Genomic DNA, 12,299 nt, shown 5'->3' with positions numbered 1-12,299 from the left:
CGTTCCGCCCCCGTGGCCGCTGCCCTGCAGATCCTGACCGCCCCCGCCGGGGAGCCGCACGGAGCGGGAGCCGGCGCCGTACCGTCCGGGCCCGGCCCCGAAGCCGCCCAGAACCCCGAGGACCTGGACACCCAGGGCGCCGGTGTGGAGCCGGGGCCGGCGCCGCCCCCCGGCCCCCCCCCCCCCACGTCCCGCCCCCACCGAAGCACCTCCAAGCCGCACCAAGCCGCTCCGAGCCGCTCCGAGCTGCTCCAAGCCCCCCACCCGCACGGTCAGACGACCGGCATCACCACCACAGCGGGGTGAAACTGATGGCCACGTTGTCGTTGCCCTGATTGACGGCCGTGAACGCGGAACCGTTGACCTGGGCGGTGTTGCTCTGGTTCGCGGCGCCCGGACCACTGGCCTGCTGCTGCGTGGTGGCCGAGTTGCCGAAGTTGTCGCCGCCCACGCCGTTGCCGAGGGCGTCGGCGGAGCCGCTCGTGGCCGTCGCGTTCGATCCGTCGTCCGCGAGTGCGCCGCTGTCCGCCGTCGCGACGCCGGCGAACAGGGCGGCCGCGAGCGGAAGCGCGGAGACGGCGGCGATGACGCGGGCGGTACGGATGTTTGCCATGTTGTGTTCCCTCCAGAACCCACAGGACGCACCGGCTCATGACCGCAAGTGCGTGAGATATGGCTGTCACCAGGGAAGTCGGCCCCCCGCCCCGGCGCTGCGCTGTGCACGACGTCGCGAGATCAGGATGGCCCACCGGATACCGGCCAACCACCCCGGAAGCCGCCTTTCGCACGCAAGCGTGACGAGACGTCGATAAACCCCCTCTCGCCTCCCGTGTCCCAGGAGACCCCGCCAGGGTCGCCCCGGCCCCGAACACCGCAAGGGGCGAACCGTTCCGGCACTCCTTCTCCCCACCTGCGCCGCCCCGGCGTGTCGTGCCTTTACCCCTTCCCTTCTTCGAACGTGTGTACGAAAATAGAACCATGGCCACCACCGACCGGCAGGCCACGACGCTGGCCCTCGCGCACGCCCTGTCAGCCGCCGAACGCGGACTCGCCGTCATCCCTCTGTCCCGGACGAAACTCCCCGCCCTGCGCTCCCCCCACCGCGGCGCTCCGCAGCCGGCGGGGCCTGCCTGCCACGGCGAGTGCGGCCGCTTCGGCCACGGCGTCCACGACGCCTCCACCGACCCCGCCCGGATCCGCGCCCTGTTCGCCGCCGCGCCCCGCGCCACCGGCTACGGCATCGCCTGCGGCCTTCCCCCGTACCACCTCATCGGCGTCGACCTGGACACGAAGACCGGCGCCGACTCCTCCGCCGCCCTGCGCGAACTGGCCCTGCGTCACCTCTTCACGATCCCCGCCACGGTGGTCGTCCTGACCCCGAGCGGCGGCCGCCACCTGTGGCTGAGCGGACCACCGGACGCCGTCGTCCCCAACTCCGCCGGCCGCCTCGCCCCCGGCATCGACATCCGGGGCGCCGGCGGCTACCTGGTCGGCCCCGGCTCCCGCACGGCCCACGGCACGTACACGGCTGCCCCCGGCACCGCGCACCTGCCCCCGGCGACCTGCCCGCCCGCCCTCCTGCGCATGCTCCTCCCACCGCCCCGCGCCCACCACCCGACACCCCCGTCGACCGGCGGACACGGCCAGGGCCTGGTCCAGTTCGTCCTCGCCGCGCACGAGGGCCAGCGCAACACCCGCCTGTTCTGGGCGGCCTGCCGTGCCTACGAGGACGGCATCGGCCCCGCCCTGGCGGACTCCCTGGTCGACGCCGCCCGCGCCACCGGTCTGTCCGAACGCGAAGCCCGCGCGACGATCGCGTCAGCCGCCCGCATGACGGCCCACTGACGCACCCGTCCTCCTCCCCTCACCCCCGCCCCTGTCCCCGCCCCGCGCGAAAAACCGAAAGCCTCGAATGCACCACCCCTCTAAAGTGCCGACCATGGCACTCGCCCGCGTCGTCCTCGCCTCCGGCCGCTCGGTCGACCTCTCCGAGCTGCGCATGTCGTCGACGTACGGCGGACTGCTCGAGGGGTATCCCTGCAAGCCGCTCAACGACCGCACCATCGCCGGACTGCTCCGCTCCGCCGGCACCACCTTCCCCGGCGCCCCGGTCCATCTCATCCCGCCCCCGCGCGAGTACCCCGACCAGTACGCGGGAGCGTTCGGCCCGGTGGAGGTGCTGCCCGCCGTGGTCTGCGTCGGCAGCTTCCGCTCCCAGGCCGTCGACCCGGTCCACGACCGCGTGCTGTACCGCTCCCGCCTCACCGTCGTCTGGTTCCAGTCCGCCCCGCGCGTCCCCTCGGGCTGCGACGCCGAACCCGCCCTCCGGGACATCTCCTGGGACCAGCTCGCCACCGACGAGGAGTTGTAACACCGTGACCGCCCCCACCACCCCCACCACCCGCACCGGACTGCTCCGCTGGCAGTTCGAGCTGACCTGGTCGCTGTTCGAGTACCACCTCGAGCGACTGGAACCGGAGGACTTCCTCCGGGAGCCGGTCCCGCACTGCTGGACGGTACGCCGCTGCGCCGACGGCAGCTGGATCCCCGACTGGGCGGACACCGAACCGGACCCGGTGCCCGTGCCCACCATCGCCTGGGTGAGCTGGCACATCGACTGGTGGTGGAGCGTGACGCTGGACCACGCGCGCGGGCGCCGCCCCCGGGAGCGGACCGACATCACCTGGCCCGGCGAGGGCGCGCCCACCATCGACCGGCTCCGCGCCCTGCGCACGGAATGGCTCGCGCTCCTGGACGACCTCACCGACGCCGACCTGGACGCCACCGCTTCCTTCCCCTGGCCGGACGACCCGGCGCACACCACGGCGCACATGCTCGCCTGGGTGAACGCCGAACTGATGAAGAACGTGACGGAGATCGGCCAGCTCCGCCTGCTGTCGGCCGCCTCGTGAGCACCCTCAGGCCAGGTCGTACACCGACCAGTCGGTGAGCGTGCGGTAACCCAGCCCCTGGTACAGGGCGTTGCTCGCGGGATTGGACAGATCCGCGAACAGCACGACGTCCCGCGCCCCCGCGTCCAGCGCGAACCGGCTCACCGCCGCCGTGACGGCGCCCGCGTAGCCCCGGCCGCGCAGGCCGGCCGGGGTGTAGACGACATCCACCTGCACCTGGCCGCCGATCAACGGGTTCATGCCCGCGACGGAGACGGGCCTGCCGTCCGGTGTCTCCCAGAGCGTGTACCGCTTGTCGGCGAAGCGGCTCCCGGCCCAGGTGGCGGCGTTCAGGGTGACGTCCTCCCCCACGGCCTCGGCGAACTCCCCGCACCAGAGCACGGCCTCCCCCAGGTCCCGCTCGCCCAGCACGCGGCCCCGGCCCGCCGGCAGCGGATCCGGCGGAGTGAGCGTGCCGAGCCGATACAGCCGCAGCCGCAGGTCCCGGAGCCTCGGCGTCACGCCGGTGCGCCGCCGCCAGGCCTCGGCGAACGCGGTGGCGGTGTCGTGGCCGGCGCTGACGGAGGGCAAGGAGGGCAGGTCGGCGGCCAGGCGGGCGGCGAGGGCCTCGGCCTGCTCGGACGTCAACGGGGTGGGACACACACCGCTCGCCGGAAGACGGTGGAAGGCGGCACGCACACCGTCCTCCCCCTCCAGCACGCCGAATACGGGAGCCTCCCCGCCGAACGCGCCCGGCCCGCGCTTGCGCACTCTCTCCGCCCACGTCAACTGCATGACGTGCGCACCGGGCCGCGAGCGCAGGAACTCCCCCGCACGGGCAAGGAATGCGTCGACGTCCTCGGTGAGATACCAGCTGTCCGGTCGCATGCTTCATTCCTACCGGACGAAGACCGCAGGCACCGCGGCCGTTTCCGGCCCGGTGCGCTCATGACCACGCGCCCCTTCGTGCCCGGTCAAGCGGGCAACAGCGGGCAACAGCGGGCAGGCGTGGCTACCGAACGCGAAGGGTCCTCGACCGAGCACCCGGTCGAGGACCCTTCTCACTGCTCAGCGAGCGGAGGCGGTGGGATTTGAACCCACGGTGACATCGCTGCCACGACGGTTTTCAAGACCTTTCACCGATCACACCCGTTGCCCGCTGCGCCGCAGGTCAGACGGGCGCGAGCACCCCGGCTGAGCCGTCGTCATCGTCGTCGTGCCCGCTGCGTGCCCCTGGTGCCCTGGCTGATGGGCAAGGCGCGGCCTGACTGCCCGAGCTGCCCCGGTTGATGATTGCCGGGGCAGCTCCTTTCAGGTACGGAGGAGGATCAGACCAACAGCTGCGAGACCGAGTGTGGCCATACAGACAGCGGACTTCCCTCCCCACTCGAAGACCGTCGCTTTCGACTCACCCAGCAGGACCGCGACCAGTGAGGCCGCGAACCCTGCTACGAGAGCCAGCAAAAAAACGATCACAAGTGCGGCAAAGGCAATCTTCACAACTACGTCTTTCTCTGTAGATGCCATGAATTGCCGCTGGTTTTAGGCCGGGCCGTACCCGCGCCAGTCAGGAAGCCGGGCAGCACCCGACCGACAACCCGAAGAGTACACAGCGAACGCATATGACTACAACCAGTAGTCACTGCCTGGCTGTTGAGGCGGCGCCGCGTGCTGCTCCTCAGATTGGCTCATCCAGTTGAGCCGAGCCGTCCCCTTCCTGCCCGTTGAGCCATGAGTCAGCCGCCCAAGCCACCTGATCGTCACGTCCGGCGACCGGTCGGGCGTAATGCCGAGTCGTGACGCTCGCGTTCGAGTGGCCGAGGCGGTGAGCGGCGGTCATGACGCCGTACCGGTCGGCGACCCATGTGCCGTGCGAGGCGCGGAGGTCGTGCGGGGTGACGTCGGTCAGTCCGGCTGCCGACACCGCCGGGTCGAAGTACGCCTTGCGCCACTGGCTGTAGCGCAGCGGCTTACCGCCCGGCGTGAGGAACAGGAGCGCGTCATCCCCGCCGGGCAGCGTCTCCAAGTGCCGGCCGAGCCGTTTCGCGAGCGACGGACCGACCCTAAGGAGCCGCTTCTGATGTGACTTGGGGGTGTCGAAGACCAAGGTGCCGTTGGCTTCGGCAAGGTTCTCGTCGACCAGGACGAAGCCGCCGGGAACGTCGATGTCCACGCGCCGAAGAGCGAACGCCTCACCCACCCGCAGGCCCGCGTACGCAAGGAGGGCGATCAGCAGGTCATGCGGCTTGGCCGCACTCCGGACGATCCGCGAAGCCTCCAGCGGGGTGAGGATGTGCGGCTCGGTCTGCGGCATCCGAGGCAGCTTCACGCCCCGGCAGGGCGTCTGCGGGATCATGTCGTTGTCGACGGCCGCCCGCATGATCTGCGACAGGACTCGGTACGCCTGCCTGATCCGCGACGCGCTAAGCCCCCTGGACTTCATCCCACCGACCCACTCAGCGACGGTGATCGGTCGGAGGCCGGACAGCTCGCGGTCACCGAGGGCCGGAACAATCAGCGAATTGATCAGGGATCGATACGACGCCTGCGTCTTGTGCTTGAGCTGCGGAGAGACAGCAGCAAGCCAGCGGGCCGACCAGTCCCGTACGGTCGTCTGCCCCTCGGCCGGGTCGAGCCAGCGCCCCTCTTCGATCTCGATGCGCTTCCGCATGAGCCAGCGGTCTGCATCGGTCGACGTGGCGAACGTGCGATCCCCAGGGCGCAGGACGCCGTCAGGCCCCGGATAGCGCACCTGAAACCGGCCGGACGGCAGCTTGCGGACACGGCCGAAGCCCCGGCGGGACTTGCGCTTGCCGGCCATCAGGCAGCCCTCCGAAGACCGGCGGGACGCAGGGCGATCGGTACCACGGTGTTGGCGTCCACATATGCCTCTACGGCGCTCTCGGGGATGCGAACGTGTCGGCCGACCTTCACGAAGGTGATGCGGCGTTCCTCGATGAGGCGGCGGGGGAAGCGGACGCCCGTACCGAGGCGCTCGGCTACCTGGTCCACGGTGAGGAGGCGGTCCACGGTCACCACCCCCTCTCGTCAGCGGGCAGCCCGGCCAGAGCCTCGCGGGCGGTCTCGCGGTTGAGTCGGATGTTCCGGGCGATGGTGGCGGCGAGGGCGGATTCACCGGGGGTGTGGCCGTGGCCGGCGTACTGCCAGTCGGTCAGGACGAGGACGGTGTCCGGCTCGCGGTCGTCCAGGCCGAGGGCCCCGGCGTCCTGTGTGGCGCGGTAGTCGGCGCGTGCCTGGCGGAGGGCGCCGAGGGTGGTGGAGTAGTGGCGGGACTTCGAGGAGAAGTGGCCGCGGAAACCGAGCATGTGCGCCCAGGCCCACAGGCGCCGGTCCGGGTACAGGCCATCTAGGTCGCGGCACGCGGTAATGAGTCGGCGGGTGTGGTCCGGGACCCGGTGACGGTCGAGTTCGGCAAGTTCGCCGATGCGGCGGTCAAGGGTTCCGGTGTTCTCCGCAGCCTTGGTGGAGTACTTGGCAACGTACGAGGCGACGGCCTGTTCGGTGATGTCGGAGCCGTCCCCGAATGCCTTCACCGGCCGGACGTCGAGCTGCGTGCCCCAGCGGAAGGACCGGGCCGGTTGGTCCCCGGCGGCCGGGACCGAGACCGATGTGTAGGAGTGTGCCGCAGCCGCGCCGATCGCGTCGGCGAGGACGCCGACCGTAGCCCACGCGGGCGGCGGTGTTCCGGGCCCGTCCGGTCCGTCGAGCCGGATCACCGCATGGAAGTGCAGGGCGCCTCGCTTCTGGAACTCGGCGACCTTGCCGTACGAGAGTCGGACGTGATCGGCGAGTTCCCGGCGGGGAAGGCTGGCGCGGGCGGCGAGTTCGCGGCGGAGCCGGGTGGTGAAGCGCTGCCAGAGCTGCCCGGCGTGGTTGTTGAACAGCACCGCGCCCGCGTAGTCGTACATGTCCGGGTTGAGGGCGGTGCCCAGTTCCGGGGCGTCCGAGGCGTGGCGGGTGCCGCAGCGGCAGACGCCGTGATCGGGCCGGTTGTGGACCGGGCCGAACGAGGGCGCGGTAAGGGTGGCGAAGACGCGCGGGTGATCCCGGACGGTGGCGGGGATGTCGCGGCGGTCGTCACCGGCGAGACCGGCGCGGATGAGGTGATAGGTGTCGCCCGCGTACGTCCGGGCACAGGCCGGGCAGCGCGAGGCACGGCGGTTGCCGCAGGCGAGGCGGAGGCGCCCGCCGGGTTCATCTGCGGTTGTGTAGTGGTGCAGGGTCTCGCCGGTGGTCTTGTCCTTGTGGAGGGTCCAGCCGGTCAGGTGGATGGGGTCGGAACAGCCGCCGGTACGGCGGATTTGTTCTTCCCATCGGGTGTAGTCGTCGGCCGAGGCCACCCGCAGCAAATCGCCGAGGACGACCGGGTCGAGCAGAGGCTCAGGCGCGAGTGAGGCGCGATGCGCCATGCTGGGTGCTTCCTTCCGGTTGAGAGATCGGACAGGGACGGCTCCCGGGCGGCGGATGCTTGGCGGTATCGAGGCCGCCCGGGGGCCGGTCAGCGACGCTTGGCGTCGGCGTTGACGAGCGAGCGGATCACCAGGGCGCAGACGGCGACCGAGGCGCCCGTGATGGCGACGGCCAGGAGCATGGAGACCAGGACGGCGCCGACGACCAGGACGACGGCGGTGCCGCCGCCGACGAGGGCGAGCGCGGTGCCGGGGGTCAGCTGGACCGTGGGCCGGGTCGGGGCTGGGACGGTGGCCGGCGGGGTGGAGGTACCGGGGGTGATCGTGGTCGGCTCGACGACGACGGGCGGGGTGACGATGCTGGTGGGCTGGGGCATGTTCGGGAGCTTGGGCCGGAACATCAGCGGATCTCCTTACTTCACGGCGGTGTCGATGACTGGGGCAAGCACGCTGTCGGCGAGGAGGAAGCCGCCGAGGAGGAGCACGGCGATCAGCCACCAGGGCGGCCGGACGAGCTTGACGCCGAGCCAGCCGACGACGATCAGGGCGAGCCAGAGCGGGACGTCCATGACGGTGGCCTCCTAGCGGACGTGGCAGCGGTGGGTACGGGCGGCGAGCTGGGCGGCGGACCGGGTGGAGTAGTCGGCGGACCAACCGCAGTTGTCGTTGCTGCACACGGCGGCGTGCTTGCTGGTGCCGTTGTGGTCGCGGTGGGTGCCGATCTGCACCGGTCCGATGCGCATCACGGAGTGGAAGAAGTCGCGGGCGGGCATGTCAGTCGGTCTCCGTTCGGGTCAGGTTCGGGTCGGGGAAGGCGGCGCGGATGTCGGCGCCGGTGGCCGGGTCGGCGGTGAGGCGGGCGGCCTCCTCGGCGAGCAGGTAGGCGAGGAAGGGCCTGTTGGTGGCGGCCATCTCGCGGGCGGCGTCGAGGTGATCGGCGGCGGTCAGCTCGGCCAGGTCGATGAGCACGGGGTGTCTCCCTTCAGGTCAGGCGAGTTGGGCGGCGATGGCGTCGGCCAGGTGCGGCGGGACGCCGAGACGGGCGCGCAGGGTGTCGGTGTCGATCCGGGCACCGGTCCGCTCCTCGTGGTCGGCCGCGACCTTGCGGGCGTGGTCCACCAGCGCGGCCGGGACCGGAACGGCCGGCGGTGCCGGAGCGGAGTGGACGGGCGGGAGGGGCGGGGCAGTGTCGGCGGAGTCGACCGGGGCCGGTTCCGGCTCAGCAGCGGAGGCCGGTTCGGGGTCCGGCACCGGCGCAGGGCCCGGCGAAGCCGAGGTGTGGTCTGCGGACGAGTGGGCGAGGAGAGTGCCGCCCATGAAGGCCAGGGCGGGCCAGGCGGCGACGAGGATGCGCAGCCAGGCCGGGACGTCGTCCAGGTCGAGGAGTCCGGCAGTGGCGACGTTCGCGCCGAGCGAGGCGACGAGGGCGATCAGGAACCAGCACCAGGCCAGCCGGGACGGCCCGTCCGTACGCAGCCGTCGCCAGGCGGCGACGAGGAGCAGGTCTACGGAGACCGGATAGGCCCAGGCCTTCCAGCCATCCTGTCCAGCGGCGGCGGCGAGGTCGTGGAGATGGGCGAAGGACAGTGCCCCGGCGATGACGGCCTGAACGAGCACGGCGTCCACGCGGAGGGCGGGGCGGGTCATGACAGCTCCTCCTGTGATCAGGCATGGCGGGGGTAGGGACACGGCGCGAAGAACGGTCGCGCCGACCGTGGGATGTGGAGAGATCAGGCGGTGGCGGGAGCCGTCTTGGACAGCGGCACACGCGCCGAGGGCACGGAGGCGACCGAGGGCCGGAAGGCCGCCAGGGCGGGAAGATCCGGGGTGCGGTCGGCGTACTTGTTGCAGGTGTTCACGGCTTGCCGAAGTGAGGTGTGCGGGGCGCGGATGCGGTGCCAACTGCCGGTGGAGTGCCCGGCGATGGCGAGCCCCCGGGTCTCGGCGGGGATCTGGATGGCGGCCAGGACAGCATCCGGGGCGATGTCGCCGAAGGCCATGTTCGCCGAGGTTTCGTCGTTGACGCGGTGGGCGGTGCGGCCGGTGAGCTGGGCGCGGAGCATGGTGATGCCCTTGCCGAGTTCGGAGCCGAAGCGCTGCCCGCAGATCTCCAGGTAGATGCCGGCCGCGCGGCCGAGCTGGGCGAGGCGGACCAGGGCGGTGATGATCCGGTCCCGGCGCTTCTCCTCCTCCTTGCTCGCGTACAGGGCGAGTTCGGCGACCTCGTCGACCAGGACCACGACCGGCACCGGCCGCAGATCTTCGGGCAGGTCCCAGATGTCGGCGGCGATCTCCGCATCCGGCACAGCGACGCTGACACGCTGCTCGGCCCGGATGAGTTGATACACGTCCCCCATGTGGGACACCAGCGCCTCCAGGAGCTCCAGCGCGGTGTCAGGGTTGTCAGCGAGCGCGGAGAACCGGCGGGCCAGCGGGAACAGCTCGACCCCTTGCTTGCAGTCGATGCCGACGAGGGCGACGTGCTGCGGAGCAAGGCCGGCGACGAGGTTGCGCTGATAGACGGACTTGCCGGACTCCGTGGCGCCGAGGGTCAGGCCGTGCGGGACGGCACGGTAGTCGCGGTAGTGGACCGAGCCGTCCTCCCGCAGTGCGACCGGGACCCGCATCGGGCGGGCTTCGGTCTTGGCAGGCATCTGCACCCGCTTAAGCACGTCGTAGCCGGTCATTCGGATCTCGACCACGCCCGAACGCAGCTCACGGGAGGTCACGCCGTACATGCCGAAGGAGTGGCGCAGCCGGTCCGAGGCGGCGGCGACGTCGAAAGCGTCTTGTCCGGGCCGAAGTTTGAGCCGCAGGACCATTCCGGTGCGGGTGGGCCGTACCCGCAGGATGCGCGGTGCGCGGGACTCTGGGGCCGGGCGGTTGGTCATCCGAGCCAGCGTCAGACGCCAGCGCGAGGGCGGGACCGTCAGACCGCAAGCGTCCATGACTGAGCCGTACCGGACCAGGACCCGCAGAACCGCGAGGGTGACCCCGAAGGTCAGCCAGTACCAGGCGGGGCGCCGCCACCGCAGGAGACCCGCAGCGGCGACGACCACCAGTAAGACCGTGGGCCAAGTCATGGCTCAGGCCGCCTTCGAGGCCGAGTCGACGTCGACCAGCGAGGTGACGGCGACCGCGCGGAAGGCGATCCCGTGCCGCTTCTGGCCGTTGAACTCGTTCTCCCACGGCCGGGCGACCAAACCGGTGAGCGCCACCGGGGTGCCCATGGCCAACTCACCGGAGAAGCCGGTCTCCGGGACGGTGATGGACAGGATCTCAACCTCGTCGTTGGCCGCGAACATCACGTCGACCGTCATCAGCTTGACGCCGGTCTCCATGTCGGTGGCGATCTCACCGGTGCGGCGGTCGCGGACCTTGGGCTGTGGGGCCTTGGCGACCATCACGGTGGCACCGGACGTCTCGACGGGAATCTGACGCACAGCAGATCACTCCTCTACAGATGCTGAACTCCATCACTCATGTACATGAGTGATGGGAAGAAGAGTGCCTGACTCCTGTACATGAGTCAACCCGCCGCGGCTACGAAGTCACGACGTGTTGCGACGAGTTGAGCGGGCGTCAGTCGTCAGCGGGGATCCGGTACTCGAAAACGAACTGGTCAGCAGCCATGAGCGTGTCACAGACCTCGACCACGAGCCCCGCAGTCGTCCGAGCCTCACGGACCAGGTGAACCACCGGCGCACCGGGGCTGAGCGCCAGCTCGGACGCCTCCACCTTGGAGGCCGGCCGGGCTTGCAGTGTCTCGACGAACTCGGCGAACTCGTGCCCGTGGTCTTCGAGTCGGGCGTAGATGCCACCGCCGCCGGGGTTCTCGGCGAACAGCTCCGGGATCTCCTTGACGACGTCCCACGGGAGGTACGAGGTGGCGGTCTCGACCGGGGTGCCGTTGCGGAAGTAGAGACGCCGGCGCGCGAGCACCTGAGTGCCGGCGGGAACGCCGAGCCGCCGGGCAACATCCTCGGGGGCCTCCATGGGCCCGATATAGAGGACGCTCACCTTGGCCGTGGCGCCGGACTGCGCGGACTCCGCGAGGTACGCGGCCTTACCGCCCTGCCGATGGGACCGCCGGAAGCGATCCGACGACCGATGCCGCACCGGCGGCCGGTCCTTCACGATCGACCCTTTGCCATGCCGAGTCTCGACGAGCCCGCTCGCCCGCACCTCGACCATGGCCTTGCGGATCGTGCCGCCCGAGACGCCGTAGCGCTCCACCAGCTCCGATTCACTGGGCACCATGTCGCCGGGCTTGAGCACACCGGCCCGGATCTGCCGCACGATCTCATCGGCGATCTGCACGTACCGAGGCCCCGACCTGCCCCCCTCTACCGCAGTTCCCATAGTCGTTCTCCGCCTCCTATGCTCCTGTACATGAGTCAATCACAGGAAGCAACGCCCTCACCTCTGCACTCCGTATCCGTCGCCGGAGTAGTGGTGCGCGAGGACGGCCGCCTCCTGGCCATCCGCCGGGCCGACAACGGCACATGGGAACTCCCCGGTGGAGTACTCGAACTCGACGAGACCCCGGAAGCCGGCGTAGCCCGCGAGGTCCTGGAGGAGACCGGCATCCACGTCGAGGTGGACGAACTCACCGGCGTCTACAAGAACACAACCCGCGGCATCGTCGCCCTGGTCTTCCGCTGCAAGCCCTCCGGCGGCACTGAGCGCACATCGAGCGAGTCCACGGCCGTCTCCTGGCTCACACCCGACGAGGTCAGCGAGCGCATGGCCGAGGTCTACGCGATCAGGCTCTTGGATGCCTTGGACGGCAACGGCCCCCACGTACGGAGCCACGACGGCAAGCAGCTCATCCCTGTCTAGTCCCAGGTGATGTTTGACGTTCTGGTCCCAGGTGATGCTTGACGGTGGGCCTAGACAACATCGGAAACTTTGTGGGGCTTGTTCGCCTTCACGTGGCGGACGGGGATGTCGGTGGTGCGCCGGATGACGCGGACCT

17 protein-coding genes, 1 tRNA gene and 1 pseudogene are annotated in these 12,299 nt (G+C 70.6%); 5 read left to right on the top strand and 14 right to left on the bottom strand.

Annotation, left to right across the window (positions count from 1 at the left end):
• Nucleotides 1–306 (top strand): annotated as a pseudogene (locus tag HTV45_RS32840) (hypothetical protein); the annotation flags it as partial.
• Here HTV45_RS32840 and HTV45_RS32835 read toward each other — a convergent pair.
• On the bottom strand, nt 287–613 hold the full coding sequence (locus HTV45_RS32835) for a hypothetical protein (RefSeq protein ID WP_215209552.1): 327 nt from the start codon (nt 611–613) through the stop codon (nt 287–289). The pseudogene HTV45_RS32840 and the gene HTV45_RS32835 sit on opposite strands and share 20 nt — an antisense overlap.
• A 365-nt stretch (nt 614–978) precedes the next feature.
• Here HTV45_RS32835 and HTV45_RS32830 point away from each other — a divergent pair, with 365 nt between their 5' ends.
• The 3 genes from HTV45_RS32830 (at nt 979) to HTV45_RS32820 (ending at nt 2,912) form a co-directional block, all read left to right on the top strand.
• Nucleotides 979–1,845 (top strand): bifunctional DNA primase/polymerase, encoded by an 867-nt coding sequence (locus HTV45_RS32830; protein ID WP_215209551.1) that lies wholly within the window; start codon nt 979–981, stop codon nt 1,843–1,845.
• Between the two features lie 94 nt (nt 1,846–1,939).
• Nucleotides 1,940–2,371 (top strand): hypothetical protein, encoded by a 432-nt coding sequence (locus tag HTV45_RS32825; RefSeq protein ID WP_215209550.1) that lies wholly within the window; start codon nt 1,940–1,942, stop codon nt 2,369–2,371.
• A gap of 4 nt (nt 2,372–2,375) precedes the next feature.
• On the top strand, nt 2,376–2,912 hold the full coding sequence (locus tag HTV45_RS32820; protein ID WP_308309816.1) for a DinB family protein: 537 nt from the start codon (nt 2,376–2,378) through the stop codon (nt 2,910–2,912).
• A gap of 6 nt (nt 2,913–2,918) precedes the next feature.
• Here HTV45_RS32820 and HTV45_RS32815 read toward each other — a convergent pair whose 3' ends face one another.
• From HTV45_RS32815 to HTV45_RS32755, 13 genes are all read right to left on the bottom strand, one after another.
• On the bottom strand, nt 2,919–3,779 hold the full coding sequence (locus HTV45_RS32815; protein WP_215209549.1) for a GNAT family N-acetyltransferase: 861 nt from the start codon (nt 3,777–3,779) through the stop codon (nt 2,919–2,921).
• Between the two features lie 188 nt (nt 3,780–3,967).
• A tRNA-OTHER gene (locus HTV45_RS32810) sits at nt 3,968–4,042 on the bottom strand.
• Nucleotides 4,043–4,569: 527 nt separating this feature from the next.
• On the bottom strand, nt 4,570–5,712 hold the full coding sequence (locus HTV45_RS32805; protein WP_215209548.1) for a site-specific integrase: 1,143 nt from the start codon (nt 5,710–5,712) through the stop codon (nt 4,570–4,572).
• Nucleotides 5,712–5,930: a helix-turn-helix domain-containing protein gene (locus HTV45_RS32800; protein WP_215209547.1), complete on the bottom strand. Its 219-nt coding sequence runs from the start codon at nt 5,928–5,930 to the stop codon at nt 5,712–5,714. The genes HTV45_RS32805 and HTV45_RS32800 overlap by 1 nt, the downstream gene beginning before the upstream one ends.
• Nucleotides 5,924–7,321, bottom strand: a complete 1,398-nt coding sequence (gene repSA, locus HTV45_RS32795; RefSeq protein ID WP_215209546.1) for a replication initiator protein RepSA — start codon at nt 7,319–7,321, stop codon at nt 5,924–5,926. The genes HTV45_RS32800 and repSA overlap by 7 nt, the downstream gene beginning before the upstream one ends.
• Before the next feature lie 89 nt (nt 7,322–7,410).
• The gene (locus tag HTV45_RS32790) at nt 7,411–7,722 is read right to left on the bottom strand and encodes a SpdD-like protein (protein ID WP_215209545.1); all 312 of its coding nucleotides are present in this window, start codon (nt 7,720–7,722) and stop codon (nt 7,411–7,413) included.
• A gap of 12 nt (nt 7,723–7,734) precedes the next feature.
• Entirely contained in the window at nt 7,735–7,890 is a 156-nt protein-coding gene (locus HTV45_RS32785) for a DUF4175 domain-containing protein (RefSeq protein WP_215209544.1), read from the bottom strand.
• Nucleotides 7,891–7,902: 12 nt separating this feature from the next.
• Nucleotides 7,903–8,094: a mobile element transfer protein gene (locus HTV45_RS32780; protein WP_215209543.1), complete on the bottom strand. Its 192-nt coding sequence runs from the start codon at nt 8,092–8,094 to the stop codon at nt 7,903–7,905.
• A gap of 1 nt (nt 8,095) precedes the next feature.
• Entirely contained in the window at nt 8,096–8,290 is a 195-nt protein-coding gene (locus HTV45_RS32775) for a hypothetical protein (protein WP_215209542.1), read from the bottom strand.
• Nucleotides 8,291–8,308: 18 nt separating this feature from the next.
• Nucleotides 8,309–8,968: a DUF2637 domain-containing protein gene (locus HTV45_RS32770; protein ID WP_215209541.1), complete on the bottom strand. Its 660-nt coding sequence runs from the start codon at nt 8,966–8,968 to the stop codon at nt 8,309–8,311.
• Between the two features lie 83 nt (nt 8,969–9,051).
• On the bottom strand, nt 9,052–10,404 hold the full coding sequence (locus tag HTV45_RS32765; protein ID WP_215209540.1) for an FtsK/SpoIIIE domain-containing protein: 1,353 nt from the start codon (nt 10,402–10,404) through the stop codon (nt 9,052–9,054).
• Between the two features lie 3 nt (nt 10,405–10,407).
• Entirely contained in the window at nt 10,408–10,764 is a 357-nt protein-coding gene (locus HTV45_RS32760) for a hypothetical protein (protein WP_004929398.1), read from the bottom strand.
• Nucleotides 10,765–10,903: 139 nt separating this feature from the next.
• Nucleotides 10,904–11,683, bottom strand: a complete 780-nt coding sequence (locus HTV45_RS32755) for a GntR family transcriptional regulator (RefSeq protein ID WP_215209539.1) — start codon at nt 11,681–11,683, stop codon at nt 10,904–10,906.
• A gap of 18 nt (nt 11,684–11,701) precedes the next feature.
• Between HTV45_RS32755 and HTV45_RS32750 the strand changes: the two genes are divergently transcribed.
• Nucleotides 11,702–12,163: an NUDIX hydrolase gene (locus tag HTV45_RS32750; protein ID WP_215209538.1), complete on the top strand. Its 462-nt coding sequence runs from the start codon at nt 11,702–11,704 to the stop codon at nt 12,161–12,163.
• Nucleotides 12,164–12,299: the final 136 nt, after the last annotated feature.

The sequence above is a fragment of the Streptomyces sp. CHD11 genome (assembly GCF_018638295.1).
GTDB lineage: Bacteria > Actinomycetota > Actinomycetes > Streptomycetales > Streptomycetaceae > Streptomyces.
Note: the sequence above shows the minus strand (reverse complement) of the source record. Positions and strands in the feature narration are given on the sequence as shown.

Coding starts and splice junctions, on each gene's coding strand:
- HTV45_RS32835 (WP_215209552.1), bottom strand. CDS start 613: ATGGCAAACATCCGTACCGCCCGCGTCATCGCCGCCGTCTCCGCGCTT.
- HTV45_RS32830 (WP_215209551.1), top strand. CDS start 979: ATGGCCACCACCGACCGGCAGGCCACGACGCTGGCCCTCGCGCACGCC.
- HTV45_RS32825 (WP_215209550.1), top strand. CDS start 1,940: ATGGCACTCGCCCGCGTCGTCCTCGCCTCCGGCCGCTCGGTCGACCTC.
- HTV45_RS32815 (WP_215209549.1), bottom strand. CDS start 3,779: ATGCGACCGGACAGCTGGTATCTCACCGAGGACGTCGACGCATTCCTT.
- HTV45_RS32805 (WP_215209548.1), bottom strand. CDS start 5,712: ATGGCCGGCAAGCGCAAGTCCCGCCGGGGCTTCGGCCGTGTCCGCAAG.
- repSA (WP_215209546.1), bottom strand. CDS start 7,321: ATGGCGCATCGCGCCTCACTCGCGCCTGAGCCTCTGCTCGACCCGGTC.
- HTV45_RS32790 (WP_215209545.1), bottom strand. CDS start 7,722: ATGTTCCGGCCCAAGCTCCCGAACATGCCCCAGCCCACCAGCATCGTC.
- HTV45_RS32785 (WP_215209544.1), bottom strand. CDS start 7,890: ATGGACGTCCCGCTCTGGCTCGCCCTGATCGTCGTCGGCTGGCTCGGC.
- HTV45_RS32780 (WP_215209543.1), bottom strand. CDS start 8,094: ATGCCCGCCCGCGACTTCTTCCACTCCGTGATGCGCATCGGACCGGTG.
- HTV45_RS32770 (WP_215209541.1), bottom strand. CDS start 8,968: ATGACCCGCCCCGCCCTCCGCGTGGACGCCGTGCTCGTTCAGGCCGTC.
- HTV45_RS32765 (WP_215209540.1), bottom strand. CDS start 10,404: ATGACTTGGCCCACGGTCTTACTGGTGGTCGTCGCCGCTGCGGGTCTC.
- HTV45_RS32755 (WP_215209539.1), bottom strand. CDS start 11,683: ATGGGAACTGCGGTAGAGGGGGGCAGGTCGGGGCCTCGGTACGTGCAG.
- HTV45_RS32750 (WP_215209538.1), top strand. CDS start 11,702: ATGCTCCTGTACATGAGTCAATCACAGGAAGCAACGCCCTCACCTCTG.